This is a genomic window from Candidatus Zixiibacteriota bacterium (assembly GCA_019038695.1).
Lineage (GTDB): Bacteria > Zixibacteria > MSB-5A5 > GN15 > FEB-12 > B120-G9.
Genome location: JAHOYZ010000012.1, coordinates 60,849 through 78,376, shown reverse-complemented (window position 1 = coordinate 78,376; position 17,528 = coordinate 60,849). Strand labels below are relative to the sequence as shown.

Annotated in this window: 14 protein-coding genes; 10 read left to right on the top strand and 4 right to left on the bottom strand. The window is 51.5% G+C overall.

Features of this window, described 5'->3' with window-relative positions; genetic code table 11:
* Window positions 1-32 precede the first annotated feature (32 nt).
* Window positions 33-2,378 (top strand): thrombospondin type 3 repeat-containing protein, encoded by a 2,346-nt coding sequence (locus tag KOO62_05600; protein MBU8933464.1) that lies wholly within the window; start codon window positions 33-35, stop codon window positions 2,376-2,378.
* A gap of 707 nt (window positions 2,379-3,085) precedes the next feature.
* Window positions 3,086-5,449 (top strand): TolC family protein, encoded by a 2,364-nt coding sequence (locus KOO62_05595; GenBank protein ID MBU8933463.1) that lies wholly within the window; start codon window positions 3,086-3,088, stop codon window positions 5,447-5,449.
* A 9-nt stretch (window positions 5,450-5,458) separates the two neighbouring features.
* Here the strand turns inward: KOO62_05595 and KOO62_05590 are convergent, their stop codons facing one another.
* Window positions 5,459-6,058, bottom strand: a complete 600-nt coding sequence (locus KOO62_05590; protein ID MBU8933462.1) for a CDP-alcohol phosphatidyltransferase family protein — start codon at window positions 6,056-6,058, stop codon at window positions 5,459-5,461.
* 383 nt (window positions 6,059-6,441) lie between these two features.
* Between KOO62_05590 and KOO62_05585 the strand changes: the two genes are divergently transcribed.
* The 8 genes from KOO62_05585 (at window position 6,442) to KOO62_05550 (ending at window position 14,004) form a co-directional block, all read left to right on the top strand.
* A complete protein-coding gene (locus tag KOO62_05585) occupies window positions 6,442-6,966 on the top strand; it encodes a hypothetical protein (GenBank protein ID MBU8933461.1) in 525 nt (174 codons plus the stop codon).
* 292 nt (window positions 6,967-7,258) lie between these two features.
* Window positions 7,259-7,675 (top strand): hypothetical protein, encoded by a 417-nt coding sequence (locus tag KOO62_05580; GenBank protein ID MBU8933460.1) that lies wholly within the window; start codon window positions 7,259-7,261, stop codon window positions 7,673-7,675.
* A 112-nt stretch (window positions 7,676-7,787) separates the two neighbouring features.
* Window positions 7,788-8,228 (top strand): hypothetical protein, encoded by a 441-nt coding sequence (locus tag KOO62_05575; protein MBU8933459.1) that lies wholly within the window; start codon window positions 7,788-7,790, stop codon window positions 8,226-8,228.
* A gap of 175 nt (window positions 8,229-8,403) precedes the next feature.
* Window positions 8,404-8,988, top strand: coding sequence for a hypothetical protein (locus KOO62_05570; GenBank protein ID MBU8933458.1), 585 nt, complete (start codon window positions 8,404-8,406; stop codon window positions 8,986-8,988).
* Between the two features lie 289 nt (window positions 8,989-9,277).
* Entirely contained in the window at window positions 9,278-9,844 is a 567-nt protein-coding gene (locus KOO62_05565; GenBank protein ID MBU8933457.1) for a hypothetical protein, read from the top strand.
* Between the two features lie 92 nt (window positions 9,845-9,936).
* Window positions 9,937-10,500 carry a DUF4402 domain-containing protein gene (locus KOO62_05560; protein MBU8933456.1) on the top strand — a complete coding sequence of 188 codons (564 nt, stop codon included), beginning with the start codon at window positions 9,937-9,939 and terminating at the stop codon, window positions 10,498-10,500.
* A gap of 42 nt (window positions 10,501-10,542) precedes the next feature.
* Window positions 10,543-11,406, top strand: a complete 864-nt coding sequence (locus KOO62_05555) for a hypothetical protein (GenBank protein MBU8933455.1) — start codon at window positions 10,543-10,545, stop codon at window positions 11,404-11,406.
* 27 nt (window positions 11,407-11,433) lie between these two features.
* Window positions 11,434-14,004 carry a hypothetical protein gene (locus KOO62_05550; protein MBU8933454.1) on the top strand — a complete coding sequence of 857 codons (2,571 nt, stop codon included), beginning with the start codon at window positions 11,434-11,436 and terminating at the stop codon, window positions 14,002-14,004.
* 196 nt (window positions 14,005-14,200) lie between these two features.
* Here the strand turns inward: KOO62_05550 and KOO62_05545 are convergent, their stop codons facing one another.
* Genes KOO62_05545 through KOO62_05535 form a run of 3 tightly spaced genes read right to left on the bottom strand, consistent with a single transcriptional unit; the run spans window position 14,201 to window position 17,492 of the window.
* Entirely contained in the window at window positions 14,201-15,058 is an 858-nt protein-coding gene (locus KOO62_05545) for a hypothetical protein (GenBank protein ID MBU8933453.1), read from the bottom strand.
* 12 nt (window positions 15,059-15,070) lie between these two features.
* Window positions 15,071-16,201 (bottom strand): hypothetical protein, encoded by a 1,131-nt coding sequence (locus KOO62_05540; GenBank protein ID MBU8933452.1) that lies wholly within the window; start codon window positions 16,199-16,201, stop codon window positions 15,071-15,073.
* Entirely contained in the window at window positions 16,191-17,492 is a 1,302-nt protein-coding gene (locus tag KOO62_05535; GenBank protein MBU8933451.1) for a tetratricopeptide repeat protein, read from the bottom strand. Before KOO62_05535 ends, KOO62_05540 begins: the two co-directional genes overlap by 11 nt.
* Between the last annotated feature and the right edge of the window lie 36 nt (window positions 17,493-17,528).

The window sequence follows — 17,528 nt, the reverse complement described above, 5'->3', positions numbered from 1 at the left end:
TGAACAAACCAAACACGCTGGAGGTGTTCGCCATGCGCAACACCCGTATAATATCAGTTCTGCTCGCAATGATATTCCTGGTTGTTTCATCTCTGGTGGCCAATGCGGTCACGATTCACGTCCCGTCAGAACAGCCCACGATTCAGCAGAGTATTAATGCCGCGGTGAGTGGAGATATGGAGCCGATAACACCGGCAAACTACCCGGTGTCCACACCCTCAACGGTATATCAGAATGAACAGCAAATAGAGGTCTGCCCCACCGATAGCAACATTGTCATAGCTGTTTGGCGCGACTTCCGGCTGGGATACCGACAGATTGGCATAGGTCGCTCAACCGATGGCGGCAACACATGGACTGATTCGCTGATAAGGACTGATTTCCAGGTTTTTGAATGGCAGTCCAACCCGGCCATGGCTGTAGATGCTGAGGGCAACTTCTATATCAGCTACCTTGACGCCGATTCTACCTCAGCCCAGGCAGGTCGGCGTGATTCCTCCCACATCACTTTGATCAAATCTATAGACCAGGGCTACAGCTGGACCGGTCCGGTGACCGTTGTTGATACAATCGGGAACTACTTCGAAGACAAGCCATTGATGACTGTCGACAGGACCGGCGGTTCAAATCACGGGAACATATACCTCGCCTGGTTTCGGTCTGACCTGCAGGGTGGAGGTTCACGGACCATTTTCGCTCGTTCGGTCGACGGTGGCGCCAGCTTTGATACGGTCTCCCTGGACACCTACATAGGCTTTGCGCAACCGATAGTCGGCAGCGACGGTTCAGTCTATATTTTCGGTAATGGATATATCTACGAACCGTTCCACGAAGCGGAGATGGTTGCCAAGTCAACAGATGGAGGACAAACGTTTAACAGCCCCGAAGCAATCGCCCTGTCCGACGGCGAATTTGGCATCATCGACGGTAATGTAGGAGTGTTTACCGGACCCACTGCGACGGCCGATATCAGTGGTGGTCCTTATGATGGTTATATTTATGTTGCTTTTGCTTCCAAGGACGTCACCAACAGCACATATTACGATTACAACATTGAGTTCGTTCGTTCCACGGACAATGGGCAAACATGGTCAGAGAAGGTTTTCGTCAATGACGACTTGACAGGTCCGGGGGCGATGTACGATCAGTTTCACCCCTGGCTGGTTTGTAATGAAGAAGGTAACCTTGCAATTATATTCTATGACCAACGGACTGATACCGCCAATCATACGAAGTTTGATCTCTTCGCCGCCTATTCGTTCGACGGAGGACAAACATTCAGCACCAATCATCGCATTTCCGACACTTCTGTTGATCCCAGTCTATTTGTAACAAAAGAGGACTTCGCTTTCGGAATCGAACACTCGGGGAACGAATCTGATATTGCGACTTCCCCCGCCGGTGGCGGTGGGCTGTCGGATTATATCGGCTGTACCATATTCAAGGATCATATCAATGCCGTCTGGACCGATACCAGAATAGGCAGGCCAAGTATCTACGGCGCGAACTGGATATTACCACTTCTTCAGCCGCGGTTGATCAGTCCACTAAACGGTGACTCAGTTCCCTCTGAGTTCCCACGATTCAACTGGTCTACAGCATGGAAACTTGACGACGATCACTACCGAGTAGAAGTAGCCGAGGATTCACTTTTTACTGCACTTGTCTTTGTTGGTGAAGCAGATTCCAGCAGCTTGTTACAATCTGGAAGCCCGCTTATAGCTGACGAGACGTATTACTGGCGCGTCAAGGCGTTCAAATTATCAACAAGTGACTCGTCAGATTACTCCCTCATTAGGATCTTTACTGCCTTGCAGTGTGTGGACTCTGACGGTGATGGCTACGGCGACCCTGGCTATCCTGGCAATATCTGTTCGGTTGATAACTGCCCGTCAACAACTAACCCGGACCAAATCGACACAGACAGCGACACGGTTGGCGACCTGTGTGACAATTGCCCGTTGCAAGCGAACATTGGTCAGGAAGATATCGACTTGGATGGGGTTGGCGATGCCTGTGATAACTGCCCCGATTCAGTCAATACTAATCAGTCTGACGTAGATGGCGACACGTTCGGCGATGCATGTGACAACTGTCCGGACGATCCCAATCCGGATCAGATCGATACAAATGGCGATGGAATTGGAGATGTATGCTGCTGCATCGGCCTGCGTGGCAATGTCGACTACGTATTGCCCGATGAAATCAACATCGCTGATCTGACTTACCTTGTAGCGTACTTATTCACTGGTGGTCCACCGTCAGAATGCGAAAAAGAGACTGATATAGACGGCAATGGCGAGATCAATATTGGCGACCTGACCTATCTGGTTTCGTACTTGTTCACGGGAGGACCCGCCCCGGTAGCGTGCCCGTAGGGATTGGGATGATTTCGTGGGACACCTAATGGGGCAGACGACAGGTATCACCTGTTTAGGGCGTCTGCAGCAACCATCGTCATACCGGACTTGATCCGGCATCCAGTCTTTCCCGAAGGCGTCTGCCGCAACCATCGTCATGCCGGACTTGATCCGGTATCCAGTCTTTCCCGTAGGCGTCTGCCGCCCACGGGAATGCCCCCACCACTTTCCCAACAACATCACCGCTGTTATTTCTTCCCCATCCCTTTATTATGAGACAGTCACAAAACCAACGAACCCCAATTCATATCCAAAAGGAATACAAAAAGTGCTCCAAAATCTCTACAATTTCACCGCTTGAAACTATAAGAGAATTCGCCTTACGCTATTGATGACATGGGATTATGATAAAAACGCAAAGTGCGTATTACCAAACAAAGCCATTTTGAGAAGAGAAGACTGGATTCCCGTTTTCACGGGAATAACAAAGATTCCGCATTTGTAGGTCAGGACCCCTTGCGGTCCTAACAATTCGAGATGGCGGAACCGCTAAGAGGGGTTTCTCCCTACATAAGAACTTGCATTCGTAGGATGTCATCCTGAGCGAAGTCGAAGGGTGACGTCCGGGTGGGGAATACTCCACACAAAAAAAGAACTTCAACCGTGCTCTCGTTTTGTGTATCATCCTCCCAAAGAACCTCTTGGATGTGTAGGAGACAAACCGCATGGTGCGACTTTGCAGTTTTCTGTTGATTGGTCTGGCCTGTACAATTCTACTGGGATCAACCCTGTCTGCCGAGACGGAGACGCCGGTTCGTTTTCGAGTCGGGTACTTTGAGACCGGGTTGCATCCGGTTCACGAATTGTTACGTCAGGAATTCGAGCGTCAACTACGGATACTGTCTCCCGAACACATAGAGATACTGTTTGTGCCTCACGGATATGGTAATGGCGACTGGAAAAGGGACAGCTGTCAAACACTGGCGAGAAATCTGTCGGCCACAAAGGGAATCGACCTGATGGTGACGATCGGCCCCTGGGTAGTCGAGGATTTGCTGACGGCCGGTTACGCCGGCCCCATCCTGGCCATGAGACAACTCGACCCGAGAGCAGCCGGTTTCGTTGGTGCCGATGGGCGTCCTGTGGTTGATAACCTGACAGTTCATTTCCAACCCGACAAGATCGAGAGTGACATTGTCATGCTGGCTCGGTTGGTGCCCCTGAAAAAACTCGGCCTGCTCTTCTTCCCGACCGACAGTGCCGAACAGGTTGCGGTTACCAACCGGGTCGAAAGGCTCGGACAACAGATGGGTTTTGAGATGGTTACGACCGAGGGTTACGACAACAATGGCACCTATGCCTACTTCAAAGCTCTCAACGGGCTTCCCGACGATGTCGATGCTGTTTACCTCGGTCCCTTATGGGGTATGGATAATACAAAAATACCTGCCTTCCTTGGTCGGCTCTCCAATGCCGGGACTCCGGCCTTTACCTGGGAGGGCAAACTGTTGATAGATCATGGCGCTTTTGCGACTGCCTCCGCCTACGGTGTTGTCTCTGAAGCACGTTTCAATGCCCTCAAAGCAATCAGAATTGCCAGAGGAGAAACGCCGGCCGACCTGCCGGTAGTATTTCGTAGCGGCACTGCGCTGGCAATAAACGAAGAAACCGCTCATCTCTGCGGGATTAATATCCCGAGTATGGTTCGCGAAGAAGCTGACATCCTTCCCGCACCCACACCGGAGGAGGCTGAGTTTTACGATCTAATGACAGCTATCAGCCGCGTTCTGAGTGGCAACCCAAATTACCTCGCAACCTCAGATGGCGTAACCGGTGCTGCTCACGCGTCTCGTGAAACGTTGGCCGCCTATCTACCGCAGATCGACTTGACAGCTAAGGCAGGTCGGCTGGATCGCAATACTGTCGCCAACACCGTCGAACCTCTGAGTCGTACGCAGTATGGCGCTGATCTCAGTCTCAGCCAGACCATTTTCTCCTGGGAACGAATCAAAGCGATCAAACTCGCCTCACAGGAAAAGGACCTCTCCGAGATTGATCGTCGTCGACTTCGTCTCGATCTCGAACAAGCAGTCGTCGAGGCATATGTAGCACTTTTGCAGGCCGAGGACCTTTACCGGATTCAGCTTCGCTATCGCCAGGTAGTCGAGCACAACCTTGAGCTCACCGCTATCAGATTCCACCGGGAGGATGAGACAAAACTAGGAGATTTCATCCGCTGGAAGGATGAGCGACAAAAGGCAATCGTCCGTACTCTGGCTGCGGAGACACAGAAGAAGACAGCCGGTATCATGTTAAGCGTACTATTTAATCTACCTCTCGATCAGTCCCTGCGGCTCGATACGGCTGTCGTGGCAGACGAGAAGATTTACCGCGACCGTGATCTCTTTGAAGGGCTACTGAACATACCGGGCAAGCTATCGCAGTTTCAGCAATCCCTGGTCAATACTGCACGAAGCCATCATCCGGTTCTGCAGACCTATCTGGCGCAAATGAGTATCCAGGAATCACGATTGGCCCTGAACCGAAGCCGATACCTTCCCAATCTGGAACTGAGAGCAACCTTGAGTCTCACTGATCAATTGGAAGATACTCCCGATTTATCTTCGGAACACCACGGCACCTGGTCGGTTTTCGGCACCTTGACGCTGCCTTTGTTTGAAGGAACTGGCCGGATTCACAGACGGTCGAGACTTAAAGCAGAATTGAGCGAGATGGAGTTTCAGGCCGATGGCGCTATGCTGGAATTGACAGGTAAGATACATTCGCTGGTCGGACAGTTGATCTCAACCGCAAGAGCTCTTCCCCGTAGCCATCGATCTCGCGAACTGGCCGTACAGAATCTTGGCCTTACTTCAGATGATTATGAGTCGGGGCGCATCGAGATCGCCGGGATGCTGGAGGCATATCGTCACGCCCTTGACACTGAAATCAACTCAATCACGACTCGGGGACAGTACCTCCAGATCATGGCCGAATTAATCCACGCCGTGGGGTGGTCCGCTCAGGAAGAAGGTCATACTTTCCACACCCTGTTCCGCCACGAATTGGAGCAAGTGCTTAGGGAGTAGCGAAACTATCTACACCCAGCCCATAAATCTGAAGAAACCGTAGAAGTAGACTATCAGGAAAGAGATGTTGAAAGTTGTACGTAACCCCTTCCACATTGGTCGATCAGGTTGTATTTGCAACTTCTGTCCACCTCTGAGCCGCAGGAACAGGCGGGCATAGAGCAAACTCGAAATTGCAACCAGAACAATGGTCATCCAGGTCAGGACGGTGATCCCTGTCGGGAAGCGATAGATATAGCTACCTATCAGGAAGATAATGGCAACAAAGGCATACTTACCAGCCCAGTTCGACGGCACCACGATCTTCTCGCCCCGCATGAGAGTCAGACCTGCCAGAAGTATCAATAAGTCACGTCCTACCACAACCCCAGCCAGCCACCATGGGAAATCTCGAAACATAATCAATAATCCGATCAGGACGATGGCCATCAGTTTGTCCGCCAGTGGATCAAGGGTTTTGCCAAAGTCACTGACCTGCCCAAGCTTCCTTGCTACATAACCATCAAGACCATCAGTTATTCCGGCCACAATCAGAAGCAGAGCACAGATATGGGTGGACTGGGAATCCCCTTTCCAAAGGAAGTAACCCACCAGAGGTGTCAGTAACACCCTTGAAAGACTCAACAAATTAGCCGGTTGCAAAATAGCCGAACGGAACATAGTTACCTGACGACAAGGCGATTGTCTGATTTCGTTCCAGTTATCATCATAACCTACATAAGTCTGCCCACCCAGGCAAGGTCATTGAGCAGCAATGACTACCTCTCAGGTTCCGGACACAGCATAAGCAGTTGGCATCAAAAGAGGTATTCACCAATCCTCCTATGGGATTATCCCCACACATTGCCATCCTGTCGACGCCTTTAGCAACATTACCGCAAGTATCGTAACATATGACATCACAACATGATAGGGTACGTTTCGCAGGATGGCATTGGCGTTGCTTAAACAGTGTTTCAAGAGAAACTAATGTTTTACAGGGAGTGAATATAATGTTTAGGATAAGGATCATTACAGTCTGCTTGGCGCTGGTATTAGGAGTTGCAGCGCCAGGACTACAGGCTCAGGAAAGTGCCACAGTTCAAGCCCTGGCTACTGTGATTTCTGCTCTGACCGTAACCGGCACCAACGATCTCGATTTCGGCAATGTTACTCCTGGAACGCCGGAAACAGTGGCTAAGACCGATGTTGGTACTGCCGGCGAATGGAGTATTACCGGACCATCGGCCGCGGAAGTACAGATTACCTTTACGCTTCCGGATTCATTGCACTCTGCAACGGCGGCTATGCCCATAACATTCTTGGGTACTGACGGTTCCTACGAGGACGGCACTGGTGGTGGACAGGCGGCCCCGGCTGGTAACCTGAACCCACTCAATACCAACCTGGTTGACCTGTCGGCCATTGACGGCAGTATGACCGTCTGGATTGGTGGCCAAACAATCCCTTCGGTCGGACAGAGCGGAGGCAACTACTCGGCAGATGTTGAGATTATAGTAACTCTGACGGGGAACTGATCGAACCGGACAGAACTACAGATACGTCGAGCAATCAACGTAACACCCGAGACTGATCCCGGCTTAAGGGCCTGTAAGAAAAACCGTTCCATTTGTCATCACGAAGCCGGCCTTACCAGTCGTGGGGATCTTATCCCTGCAAACATTCGCGATATGAGATTGCCATGTCTTTCAGACTTGAAGGTTTTCACTCCTCACAATGACTTTATCAGCAAGCCCCTAAGGGCTCTTGACAAAATCGCCTTGGGCGGTATCTTGATGCAGTACCAACCTGACTGCATCTGGGACCGCCATGAGAACTTTTGTCGTTTTCTGTTATTGTGTAATCTATGTCCTGACAAAACCTGTTGTTTTCCATTCAGACATAGTATTGGCGGCTGATAACAAATCGGCCACTGCTCGTATTTCCGCCCGTGCCACCGTGAACAGTCCGGCCGGAACACTTTGGATGACCAACCCCTCGACGACCGAAATATCAACCAATACAAAGCCGCTCCTGATGTTGCGTATGCCCAGATCTGCAGCAGCACAGGTGGTGTTCAAGACCGACGGCGGTATATTTGAACAATCCATTAGTCCCTATCGTATCCATCCCACCCGGGGATATGTGACCGGCTCTGCTTTGCTCATGCCTCTCGATTCCATGATCATTAATCTTTCTGGCGCGACAGAAACCTGCACTCTGACGGTAGTTTTCCCCCACGACTGACGGCGGGATTGTTGTTGACGATCGGTGACCATGATAGTTTTCTACCATAGTAAGTAACCCTAATTCTGGTAACGTTTTGTCGCTATCAAGATGCACATTACTTATCGCTTTGTTGACCCTGATTTTACCTACCTTTGTCTTTGCGGCTGATGAGTCTGTTTCGGGCAGCAGTGACCTGACCTTCGGCACTATGTTCCCCGGTATCCCCAAGACAATCGACAAAAGTTCCACCGATGCCGCCGAATTCACCGTTGGCGGCGATGCCGGGTCTGAAGTAACGCTTGATTTCAGCCTGCCGACCTACCTTTCATCCGGTGCCAACACGATCCAGCTAATCTTCTTCTCCGACGGCTGTGCCATTGATTCCTTCCCCTCCCCCAATCAGGCCAGCCCCAGCTTTGACGATCTAAATCCGTGGCAGACACTTACATACGACTTAGGGTCAGCGGGTCTTACCGTCTGGCTGGGAGGCAAAGCTGTCCCTGGTTTGAGGCAACCTGCTGGCTCCTACACAGCTGACATCGTTCTGACTGTGCAATACACCGGGTTTTAGCTGTTTGCCCTGGTGGTTAGGGTTGTTCAAAATTCAATCAACTTACTCATTGGTGGTGATTTGTTGCCCATTAGGGGTAATCGGATTGCTCACTTGTGGCGACTAAAGGATACAACAAGACAATCAGAGTCGTAAAAAAAAGTTATTGAATGTATAAACAATCCTGGAGGATGACATGAACCTCAGTAGATTTCGCTTCCTGCATCCCGGAGTTCTGGCCATCGCGATCGGTCTAATGGTACTTGTGAGTGCGAGCACCGGCTCGGCACAGCAAGCCGTTACCGGCACCGCTGACGGAACGGTCTTGAGTGCTATCGTTTTAGCGGCTGGCACAAACTTGGAATTCGGCGATATATTCCCCGGTGTCCCCAAAACGGTAGCAAGAACCGCTACCGGTGGCGACACCACAGCCGCTATCTTCACTATCACCGGTGAAGCGGGCGCGGGCGTTACAGCCCAGTTTATGCTACCGGAGTACTTGTCCAGCTCCGCTGGTGCACAGATGAATATCACATTCAGCAGCACCGATATGGCCATCGACACAACCAACTCAAAAACCCCGCTGACGGTGGTTGTAGGCGACGGTTGGGTTGATGAGGATCCACGCTCATTCCCAGCTGCCCTGGTCATCGGTGGAACTGAGGGCCCGACAGTTATTACGTCCGTCTTCCTGGGTGGTAAAGTAATCCCATCAATGTATCAGCCCTCCGGCACCTACAGCGGCGACATCGTCCTGAGCGTGTCGTACAACGGCAACTGATATTTGTAGTCCGACGAATTTAAAGGGAGAGCCTTCAAGGCTCTCCCTTTTTTTTGTGGAGGGCAAATTACCTTCATTATTCGACATCGCTGCCTCTACTTAAACTAACTCAACCCCTTTCATGATGAAACAATCCTCTTGATCAAACCCGCAACCTGATCCTGACACTGTTTCAGAACGCAACGAATACCGCAATTTTTATCATCTTTTGCTGTTAAATTTCTGCACAGGCTGACGATCAATATATGTGAAGGATCCGCGTGTTCCTTTTTTGAACAATGGACTGATTATGGATAAGATCAGGTTTGAACAACGCCGAATAGGATTCGCTGCCCTGGCCTTGGTTGTGGTTGCGGTGCTTCTTGTAGCTACGACGTCCGTCTATACACAGGAAGTGGCTATTGGAACCGCTACTGCCACCGTTCTATCAGCCCTGACCGTAGCATCCAGCGCTTCGCTCGTTTTCGGTGATGTCTTTCAGGGAGTCCCCAAGACGGTGGCTAATAGCTCTACAGATGCGGGCATTTTCAAGGTCACCGGTCAGAAGGACTCGCCGATCACGATGTATTTTCAGTTGCCGGAGTATCTGGTACTTTCGGACGGAAGCGATCGGATGATAATGACTTTCTCCGCTACCGACTGCTCGGTTGACACCACCGGCGCCGATAATCCGGCCGGAATGGCAGGCACAAAAGGCTGGCAGAATACTGACCCTCGCAGTCTGCCTGCGGCGGCTACGGTAGGCACAGCCGGTACCAGCATCTATCTGGGTGGACAGGTCATCCCATCGATTTACCAGAGATCGGGAAGCTACAGCGGCGATATCATTCTGACCGTCACATACAATGGAACGTAAAGATAAAATGTTTGTTGCCCGGCCGGGAGACACGGCCTTAGGCTTAGGTGAGGCTTGCGAGGAAAATGGAATCACACCGGAGAAAGATCAGCATGGATTGCTGTTCATGGCAAAAATCGGAAATAGGACTACTTGCCACAGTGCTGGTTACGAGTCTCCTTGTAGGACCGTCCCTTCTGGCACAAGCCGTTGGAACCTCCTCAGCTTCGGCCACGATGGTGACACCAATTTCGATCTCAGCGGATACGCAGTTGAAGTTCGGCAATGTAATGCAAGGCGTACCCGTCAAAGTCAACCGTACCGCTACCGGTTCGGACACTTCGGCGGCTGTATTCACTATCAGCGGCGAGGATGGAGCAGGTATATCGGTTCAGTTCATCCTGCCCGAATATCTGTACACTGCGACCGGTGCTCACATGCCGATTATTTTCAGCAGTTCGGATTGCACTATCGACTCTCTGGCCGGCACACCCGATACACCGGGCGGTGGCGCCTGGGTTGGGGTCAATCCGTACTCTCTGCCAACTGCCAATATCGGGGCGACCAACGGCAATACGAAAGTGTATCTTGGAGGCAAGGTGATCCCAAGTGTTCAACAAGGGGCGGGAAGTTATTCGGCGGATATTGTGATCAGTGTCAGTTACGACGGCAGCTGAACTTGAGTTGACATGATTAGTAGATGACTTTATGGAGATATTATGATGAACAAACGTTTCCCCTGGACAACAACGGGCTTCCGGCTAGCCCTGGTGCTTGGTTGCTTTTTCCTTCTGGCTGTAAAGGCAGCCGCAGGAGTAATGGTGGCTCCGACGGTAGTATTCATGTCCGACCAGAAAAGAACGGATCGAATAATCGTCAAGAATCCCTCTGATGCTCCTACAGAGGTAACGATTCGCATTTCCTATGGTCTGCCCATGTCCGACAGTCTGGGCAACATAGCCATCTCACTGGCCGATTCGTCGGTAAGTGATTCCAAGTCAGCTATGGACTGGATCAGGGCGTTTCCACGAAAAGTGATGGTACCTGCCCAGGGTTCCCAGACAGTGCGACTGGTAGCCCGACCACCACAGGGATTGGTTGACGGTGAATACTGGGCGCGAATTGTGGTGTCGTCGAAAGAGGGTGAAACTGTACTACCAGCCACGGACGTCGAAGGACAGATCAGTACCTCTCTGAACATGATCATGCAGATGGCTATCATGGTCAAGTATCGCACCGGCGACCTTGTCTCGAGCCTGGATCTGCTAAGTGCTCGGGCGGTACAAGCGGACAACAAGGTTCACGTACTTGTCGACATGTCCAGCCTGGGTAACACATCATACATGGGCGTAATCAAGACCCGTTTGATTGATGCTGACGGCCAGGAGATGAGCATTAATAGCACCAATCTAGCGGTTTACGATCGGCTTCGACGCCGGATTGAACTCGGGATCGCTCCCGATCAGGAGTTCAAGAAGCCCCTCCGGGTTGATCTGGAGATTACACCCGACGGGCGCAACGACGTCCCCCCCGAGGACATGATCAAAGGTAACAAAATTTCCCAACTAGTGGCTGTCGAATAGCACCTGGGGAATTTCCGATAACGCGCTATGAATATCATGAGATTGACATTGATCGGTCTGGTCACGGCTGCAATCCTGGCTATGAGTCCGCTAGGAACGAGTATTTCAAAGGCCGCTGACACTGCACAGGTGTTTGAGGAAATTCCAATTAATTTCCAGGTTCGCCGTTTGATCAATGCTGATATTTTTGCCCAGTATGACGGCAAGGATGTATTCCTGCCAGTGATGGGCATTTTTGACCTTCTGGACCTCAACATCAAACCGGAAATGGACAAGCGCCGTTTCAGTGGTTATGTCATCTCCAACAAGAACAAGTTTCGCATTGATCTTGATAAGCTGACAGTGCGATTGCATGGACGCGACACTCCCCTGCACCCGTCTGATTTCCTTCTGACTACCACCGATCTATTTCTCCGAGAAAGTCTCTTCGGACCGTTGTTGGGACTGCCGGTGACATTTATTTTCGCCGACTTGCGCGTTGTCCTGCCCCTTGATGAAGATTACCCTGCTTACCAGAAATTGAAACGTGCGATGGCGCAGAAGCGTCTTCAGCAAAAAGAGAAAGAGCTGGGGAGGGTAAAATGGGTACCATATCGCCGTCAGCTTCTTGGGGGATGTATTCTCGACTGGAGCCTGGCCGCCAATCCGGTCGGTAGCAAGGTTAACCACTTTGGATTCAACCTGGGGAGCATGCTGCTGGGCGGAGATCTGAGCGTGTCGGGAGCCGGGAATACACGTACCGGGATGAGCGAGGATCAACTCAAACTGCACTGGCATTATTTCTTCGACTACAGCCCGTATCTCATCCAGGGGGAAATCGGCGATGTTTACACGGGGGGCATCCTGTCGCGAACCATACGGGGGGGGATGATCACCAACCGGCCGCAGGTACAGAGGAAGTTTTTCAGGACCACTCGCATCGCCGGTCGACCGGGTGAAGGTTGGGAAGTTGAGCTGTACATTGATCGCACGCTGGTAGATTTTACGCACACCGGCCCGTCCGGGGAATACGAGTTTTTTGTAGATGCCAACTATGGTTCTTCTATCGTCACCCTCAAGCTGTATGGCCCGTCGGGTGAGATACGCACCGAGGAGCAGTACATCCACATTCCGTACAATCTCGTTCCACGCAACTCTATAGAGTATGCTATCGCGGTGGGTGCCGCTCAGAACCAGTTATTGAATTCCAAATACACGCAGGTGGCGACATATTATGGTGTCTCCAACCGGGTGACGGTGGGGCTACTAACTGATATTCCACTTGATCGCGCTGACGCCGAACCAGTCTCTGTGGCAGGTGAGGCTACGGTACAACTGGCCGGTAACCTGACAGCTAACGCCGGTCATGCACCGGGCTATGCCTCGCAAGTGGCTATGAATTTCAGTCAACCGTCGCTGGTTAGTATTGACGGCAGTCTTACCAGTTATCGCCGGAGTCAATATCGCACCGGTCCTGGCAAACACGACAGCTACGCTCTCTCTGTGACAGCCCCCATGCGAGTAGCAGGCCGACCGATTAGCCTTCGTTCCTACGCCACCTGGGACCGGTATCCTTTACGTGATTTGATTACGATCAATTTCGGCGGCACAGCTTCACTCCGTAAGGTCAACCTTTACTACCTCGGCAAGTACAACATCAGCCGTTACATCAATTTCTCCGGAACCAGCTTTCTAAGCGAATTGTTCGCTTCGGTTTCTTTCTCTCGCTGGCTGCGTCCGCAGTTTAGAGTCGTCTACGACCACAGTAAACGCCGTGTGGCTTCAGTGGCTATTTTTTATAGCCGACGGCTATTCCGCACCGGACAGATTTCGTTCTCCTATGAACGCGAGATGCATTCCAATAGCGATATGTTCCGCGTGTCGCTTAATATTTTCACCAACTTCGCATCGTTTACAACCCGTGTGGCTACGACCAGCCGCGCTACCAATATCACCCAGGTTCAGCAAGGATCCGTGCGCTACGATCAGACCGGAGGACGGTTCATGCTGGATCGTTACTACGGTGTCGGACGCTCAGCTATGGTCGTACGTCCCTTTATGGACGACAACCACAACGGCATGCTTGACAAGAATGAGCGCATTGTAGAGGGACTTCGAGCCCGTATTCGCGGCGGTAGAGAAAGACCACGCGGAAGCAACAGGATGTACTACTACGATGGCCTGAACCCGTACGCCGAGCATCTGGTCAGTATCGATCCGCTCAGCCTGGATGACCCGATGCTCAAACCACTTTATGAGAATTACCGTGTCGCGTTCAACCCCAACGTGGTGACAGCTATCGACGTACCGATTGTGATGGCCGGAGAAGCTTCAGGATTTGTTCATCGAAAGATAGTTGATGGCCTGACTCCCCAGGGTGGATTGACAGTCGTATTCTATAATCTTGATCTGGAAATCGTGACCGAGGTAATGACATTCAGCAACGGGGAGTTTTTCTATCTGGGTCTCATCCCCGGCAATTACCGCGCCTACATTGATTCCGAACAGCTTGACCGCCTGGGGTACAAATGCGAACCGGAAGGAATCAATTTTGAGATGGAGGCAGTTGAGAACGGTGCTATCGTGAGTAATCTCAATTTCGTGATTTCTGCGAAATAGGTTGCAGCGGGTCATTGCGAGGAGTCCGTCTAGAACGACGTGGCAATCCCAGCAATGAATGTTCGCCGAATTGAGATCGCCACATCCGCTACAGCGGATTCGCGATGACATATTCTCTCAATGTCAAGCCGATGGTCAGCTTGACCTGCGGGGCCATTACCATACCAACAATGTCAGTCACTGCATAAATCTGGGATCACGGCATAGCTGAATCCACCACCACCGTCGCCTGGTCGCCGTAGATTGTGTCGACGACAATCGGATCACCGGCCGTGTCATACATCGCCAACGAGTCCATCGTGATCACCATCGTGACCGGCAATATTTCAGGCGTAGGGCTGGTGAAACTGACCGTTCCCAAGGTGGCATTGCCGTTGGCATCAACAATGCGATTGGCCTGTTCGGTGTTCAGAAAAGCGCAGGCATAGTAGTACGGCGGCGCAACCGCTCCCCCAAGAGTGTCGAAAACCAGCACCCGATTGGACAGGATCCCGGACACCTCAGTTGAGAAACGAATCAGCGCCGGGAAATCCCAGTGGAGCCGGAATGAAAGCTGCGACAGATTACGAATTCCATACACTTTCAATTCAAACGAACTTTCCTGGTTAGTTCCGACCTCCAGATAACGCGGCGAGAGCTTGACCATTGAAACGACTGGAATCAGGACAACATTTACATTATTAACCGTGTCGGGTTGAACCGGAATGGTATCCGTACCCTCATAGATTAGTAGCGAACCGTCCAGCGCCTGGACCGTGAACGTAATGGCGTCTCCGGCCGGAACAGAGTTAATCGTGCCTCGCACGTAGCCGTCTTCGATGTCCAGAGATTGCGAGAATGTCTCAAAGCCGTCGCCCGAGACATGGACAACAAAGTTGTTGACCATCTCCATCAGTTCCGGTGAGGAAGCGATGGAAAGGTTCATAGCCAGTTGGTTGTCCCTGGTAATCGAATCAACCGGGTTATCGGAGCAACTAAGCAAAAACCCAGCCGCACAGAGCATACTCAGGACCGACACACAGAGTATTAGTAATTTGACCTTGCTGTTGTTCATAGCTGCATCCCCTTAAAATGACGCTGCCAGGCCGATCGACAGTTGCATTCCTGACAAATCCAGGTCACCACCATCGGCACTGCCAGTGTACATCTTGCCACCTAGCGTCATCTTAGTGTCTTGAGCCATTTGGTATTCAAAATTACTCCCGAAACCAATGATCGATGCATTGCCGAAGTCGTCCTCATTCTCGGAAATGAGCCGCAGTTCGGCGAGTGGGATAAGTCGCAACCCCTCCCCCACCAGGAATGACACATTGCCGGCCACGAGTATTTCATTACCGAAGAGCCGCAATGACTGGGCTACGTCCTGTCCGTCGCCGCTATAGATCTCATTGTTGCCGCGTTTGGCGTATCGAGTTCGGAACTTCAGAATCGTGCTACCGGCTTGACGGTTCAAACCAAGTCGCAAATCCAGCACCGGGCTCTGACGGAAGTTCTTGTTGCCGTCAAACTTGTCCGCAGTGTACAGCGCATAAATGACATCAGCCGAAAACACAGTCGGTCCTGAGACCAGATCAACACCGGCATTAATGCTAACCTTATCGCCGGGATCATAATTGTCTGTTCCCTCGTAAGGCTCATAGGTGCCATTAAACTGGTACATAATCCCGGCTCCGTACTTGAGAGTACCCGAAGCACGCGCGGTAGCCAGCAAGAGGTTAAACCCAAATCCCGTCCCCATCCGTCGAACCGGAAAACTGAGGTAGTTCTTCGATAGCATCGACAGAATCTGGCGGCCATCAGAATCAAGACTCTTCTTGCCGGTGGGTAGATTCACTCCGGCTGATATCAACCACTGGTCATCCGACAGTGATTTGTTAATCTGGAGTCGCATATCTCCCAGCCCGAAGAAGGAGACGTCACCATAGTCGCCATCGATACTGTTCGAGGCACCGGCCACAAACAAACGCATTTCGAGATTGTCCTGCAGAGGAAGGAAACCAACAACCGGGAAAGACAATTGATTGACGGTCGTTTCCGTTCCATTGGAATCGACCTTGGATTCGACCTTCCAGTTGCTATAAACAAATCCGACCCGCCCTGATGCGGGTTGCCCGTATCGTATTTGACCATAGGCCGATGTCAAGCCGCCCAATACGATCATCAGGCTTGCCGTCAGTATTAATAGTTTATTGCGCATCAAGATTCCCCTCCACAATGACTGTCCCGGTACCACCTGGTAGAGGCTCGGATTCCGCAACAATTTCATAAGCCGACCCTTCAGTAGCACCCATCATGTCCGGTTGACTGGCGAGATAATCGTCGATACCGCTATCGGTAGTTCCCATGTCATCACCATCCGGTGAAGTACCGGCCAGCCAGTCATAGGTATTACCAAACGAGCCGACATCAGCGGCAGCGGCCTCACTTTCAGACTGGATACCAGCCTCCTCAAATCCGGCATCGTATTCAAGGGCATTATCAAACTCCTGACGCGCGGCGTCATGCATACCCATAGACTGGTATTCGAGCCCCCGGCTATACGCCAGGAACGCAAGATACGATTCGGTCGGGACCTCCTCAATGTCGTCCCGTTCTGCACGACTAAGAGTGATACCAAGCTGAGCAATAATTGAGAATACGAAATCCTTCTCCATCTGGAAGAGCTTCTGCAGTTCTCCTTCGGTGGCCGCGCCAGCTAACTGTGAACCGGTCGCCGTCTTCACTACTGTTCCGTCAAGGCGTAAGCCCTCATCACCAATATTCAGGACAGAGCCTGTGACCAGTTTATGGGCTCCCAGTAATTTACCTACACGCGGTACTGTGGCAGAATCGACATAACCAGTCGTGCTCAGTTTCAGCTCGTCCATAATAGCACTGATCTTCTGGCGCTCGACTACGGCCAGGGATCGCACTTTGGCCAGATCAATAGAGACAAACTCGGCCAGACCGCGTGCCAGTGGCATCGTCTCGGTGGGCAGAAGAGAACCATCGAAATCAGAGACCGCAATTGTGTGTGTAGGAATATCCTCCACATCAATCGAAGCCTCGTTCTCAATAGCCGCAGCCACTTCCCTGGCTATCCTCTTGCTCATAAGAAGGTCGATATGGGCGCGGGTCATCACGGCGGTCTTCCCGTCTGGCTTCAAGCTGAGCGAGGCGGCGTAAGCGTCGAGAGCATGATCCCACAACTCCTGAGCCTCATAAACCAACCCCAGGAACAGGTGAGTCCGACTATCCGGCTCGATAGCAGCGGCTTGTTTGAGAGCTTCCTCCGCCTGAGTGTACTCACCCTTCTTGTAAAATGCGACGCCCAATTCCCGCCAGGCGTACATGCTTGACGGGTGCTTACCGATTTCACTGTAGAACGCGTCTATCGCCTGACTATATCTATTACTATCCAGGTGTTTTCTCCCCTGAGAATAGAAACTCTGCGAGCACCCAACAGCGAGTACAACCAGTAGTAACAGGATCAACGTTTTGATATACATCAATACAACTCCCTACCGTAAGAAATTCAACCTAAC

Excerpts from the sequence above, each read along its gene's own strand:
- KOO62_05600 (MBU8933464.1), top strand. The coding sequence starts at position 33 with ATGCGCAACACCCGTATAATATCAGTTCTGCTCGCAATGATATTCCTG.
- KOO62_05595 (MBU8933463.1), top strand. The coding sequence starts at position 3,086 with ATGGTGCGACTTTGCAGTTTTCTGTTGATTGGTCTGGCCTGTACAATT.
- KOO62_05585 (MBU8933461.1), top strand. The coding sequence starts at position 6,442 with ATGTTTAGGATAAGGATCATTACAGTCTGCTTGGCGCTGGTATTAGGA.
- KOO62_05580 (MBU8933460.1), top strand. The coding sequence starts at position 7,259 with ATGAGAACTTTTGTCGTTTTCTGTTATTGTGTAATCTATGTCCTGACA.
- KOO62_05570 (MBU8933458.1), top strand. The coding sequence starts at position 8,404 with ATGAACCTCAGTAGATTTCGCTTCCTGCATCCCGGAGTTCTGGCCATC.
- KOO62_05565 (MBU8933457.1), top strand. The coding sequence starts at position 9,278 with ATGGATAAGATCAGGTTTGAACAACGCCGAATAGGATTCGCTGCCCTG.
- KOO62_05560 (MBU8933456.1), top strand. The coding sequence starts at position 9,937 with ATGGATTGCTGTTCATGGCAAAAATCGGAAATAGGACTACTTGCCACA.
- KOO62_05555 (MBU8933455.1), top strand. The coding sequence starts at position 10,543 with ATGATGAACAAACGTTTCCCCTGGACAACAACGGGCTTCCGGCTAGCC.
- KOO62_05550 (MBU8933454.1), top strand. The coding sequence starts at position 11,434 with ATGAATATCATGAGATTGACATTGATCGGTCTGGTCACGGCTGCAATC.
- KOO62_05545 (MBU8933453.1), bottom strand. The coding sequence starts at position 15,058 with ATGAACAACAGCAAGGTCAAATTACTAATACTCTGTGTGTCGGTCCTG.
- KOO62_05540 (MBU8933452.1), bottom strand. The coding sequence starts at position 16,201 with ATGCGCAATAAACTATTAATACTGACGGCAAGCCTGATGATCGTATTG.
- KOO62_05535 (MBU8933451.1), bottom strand. The coding sequence starts at position 17,492 with ATGTATATCAAAACGTTGATCCTGTTACTACTGGTTGTACTCGCTGTT.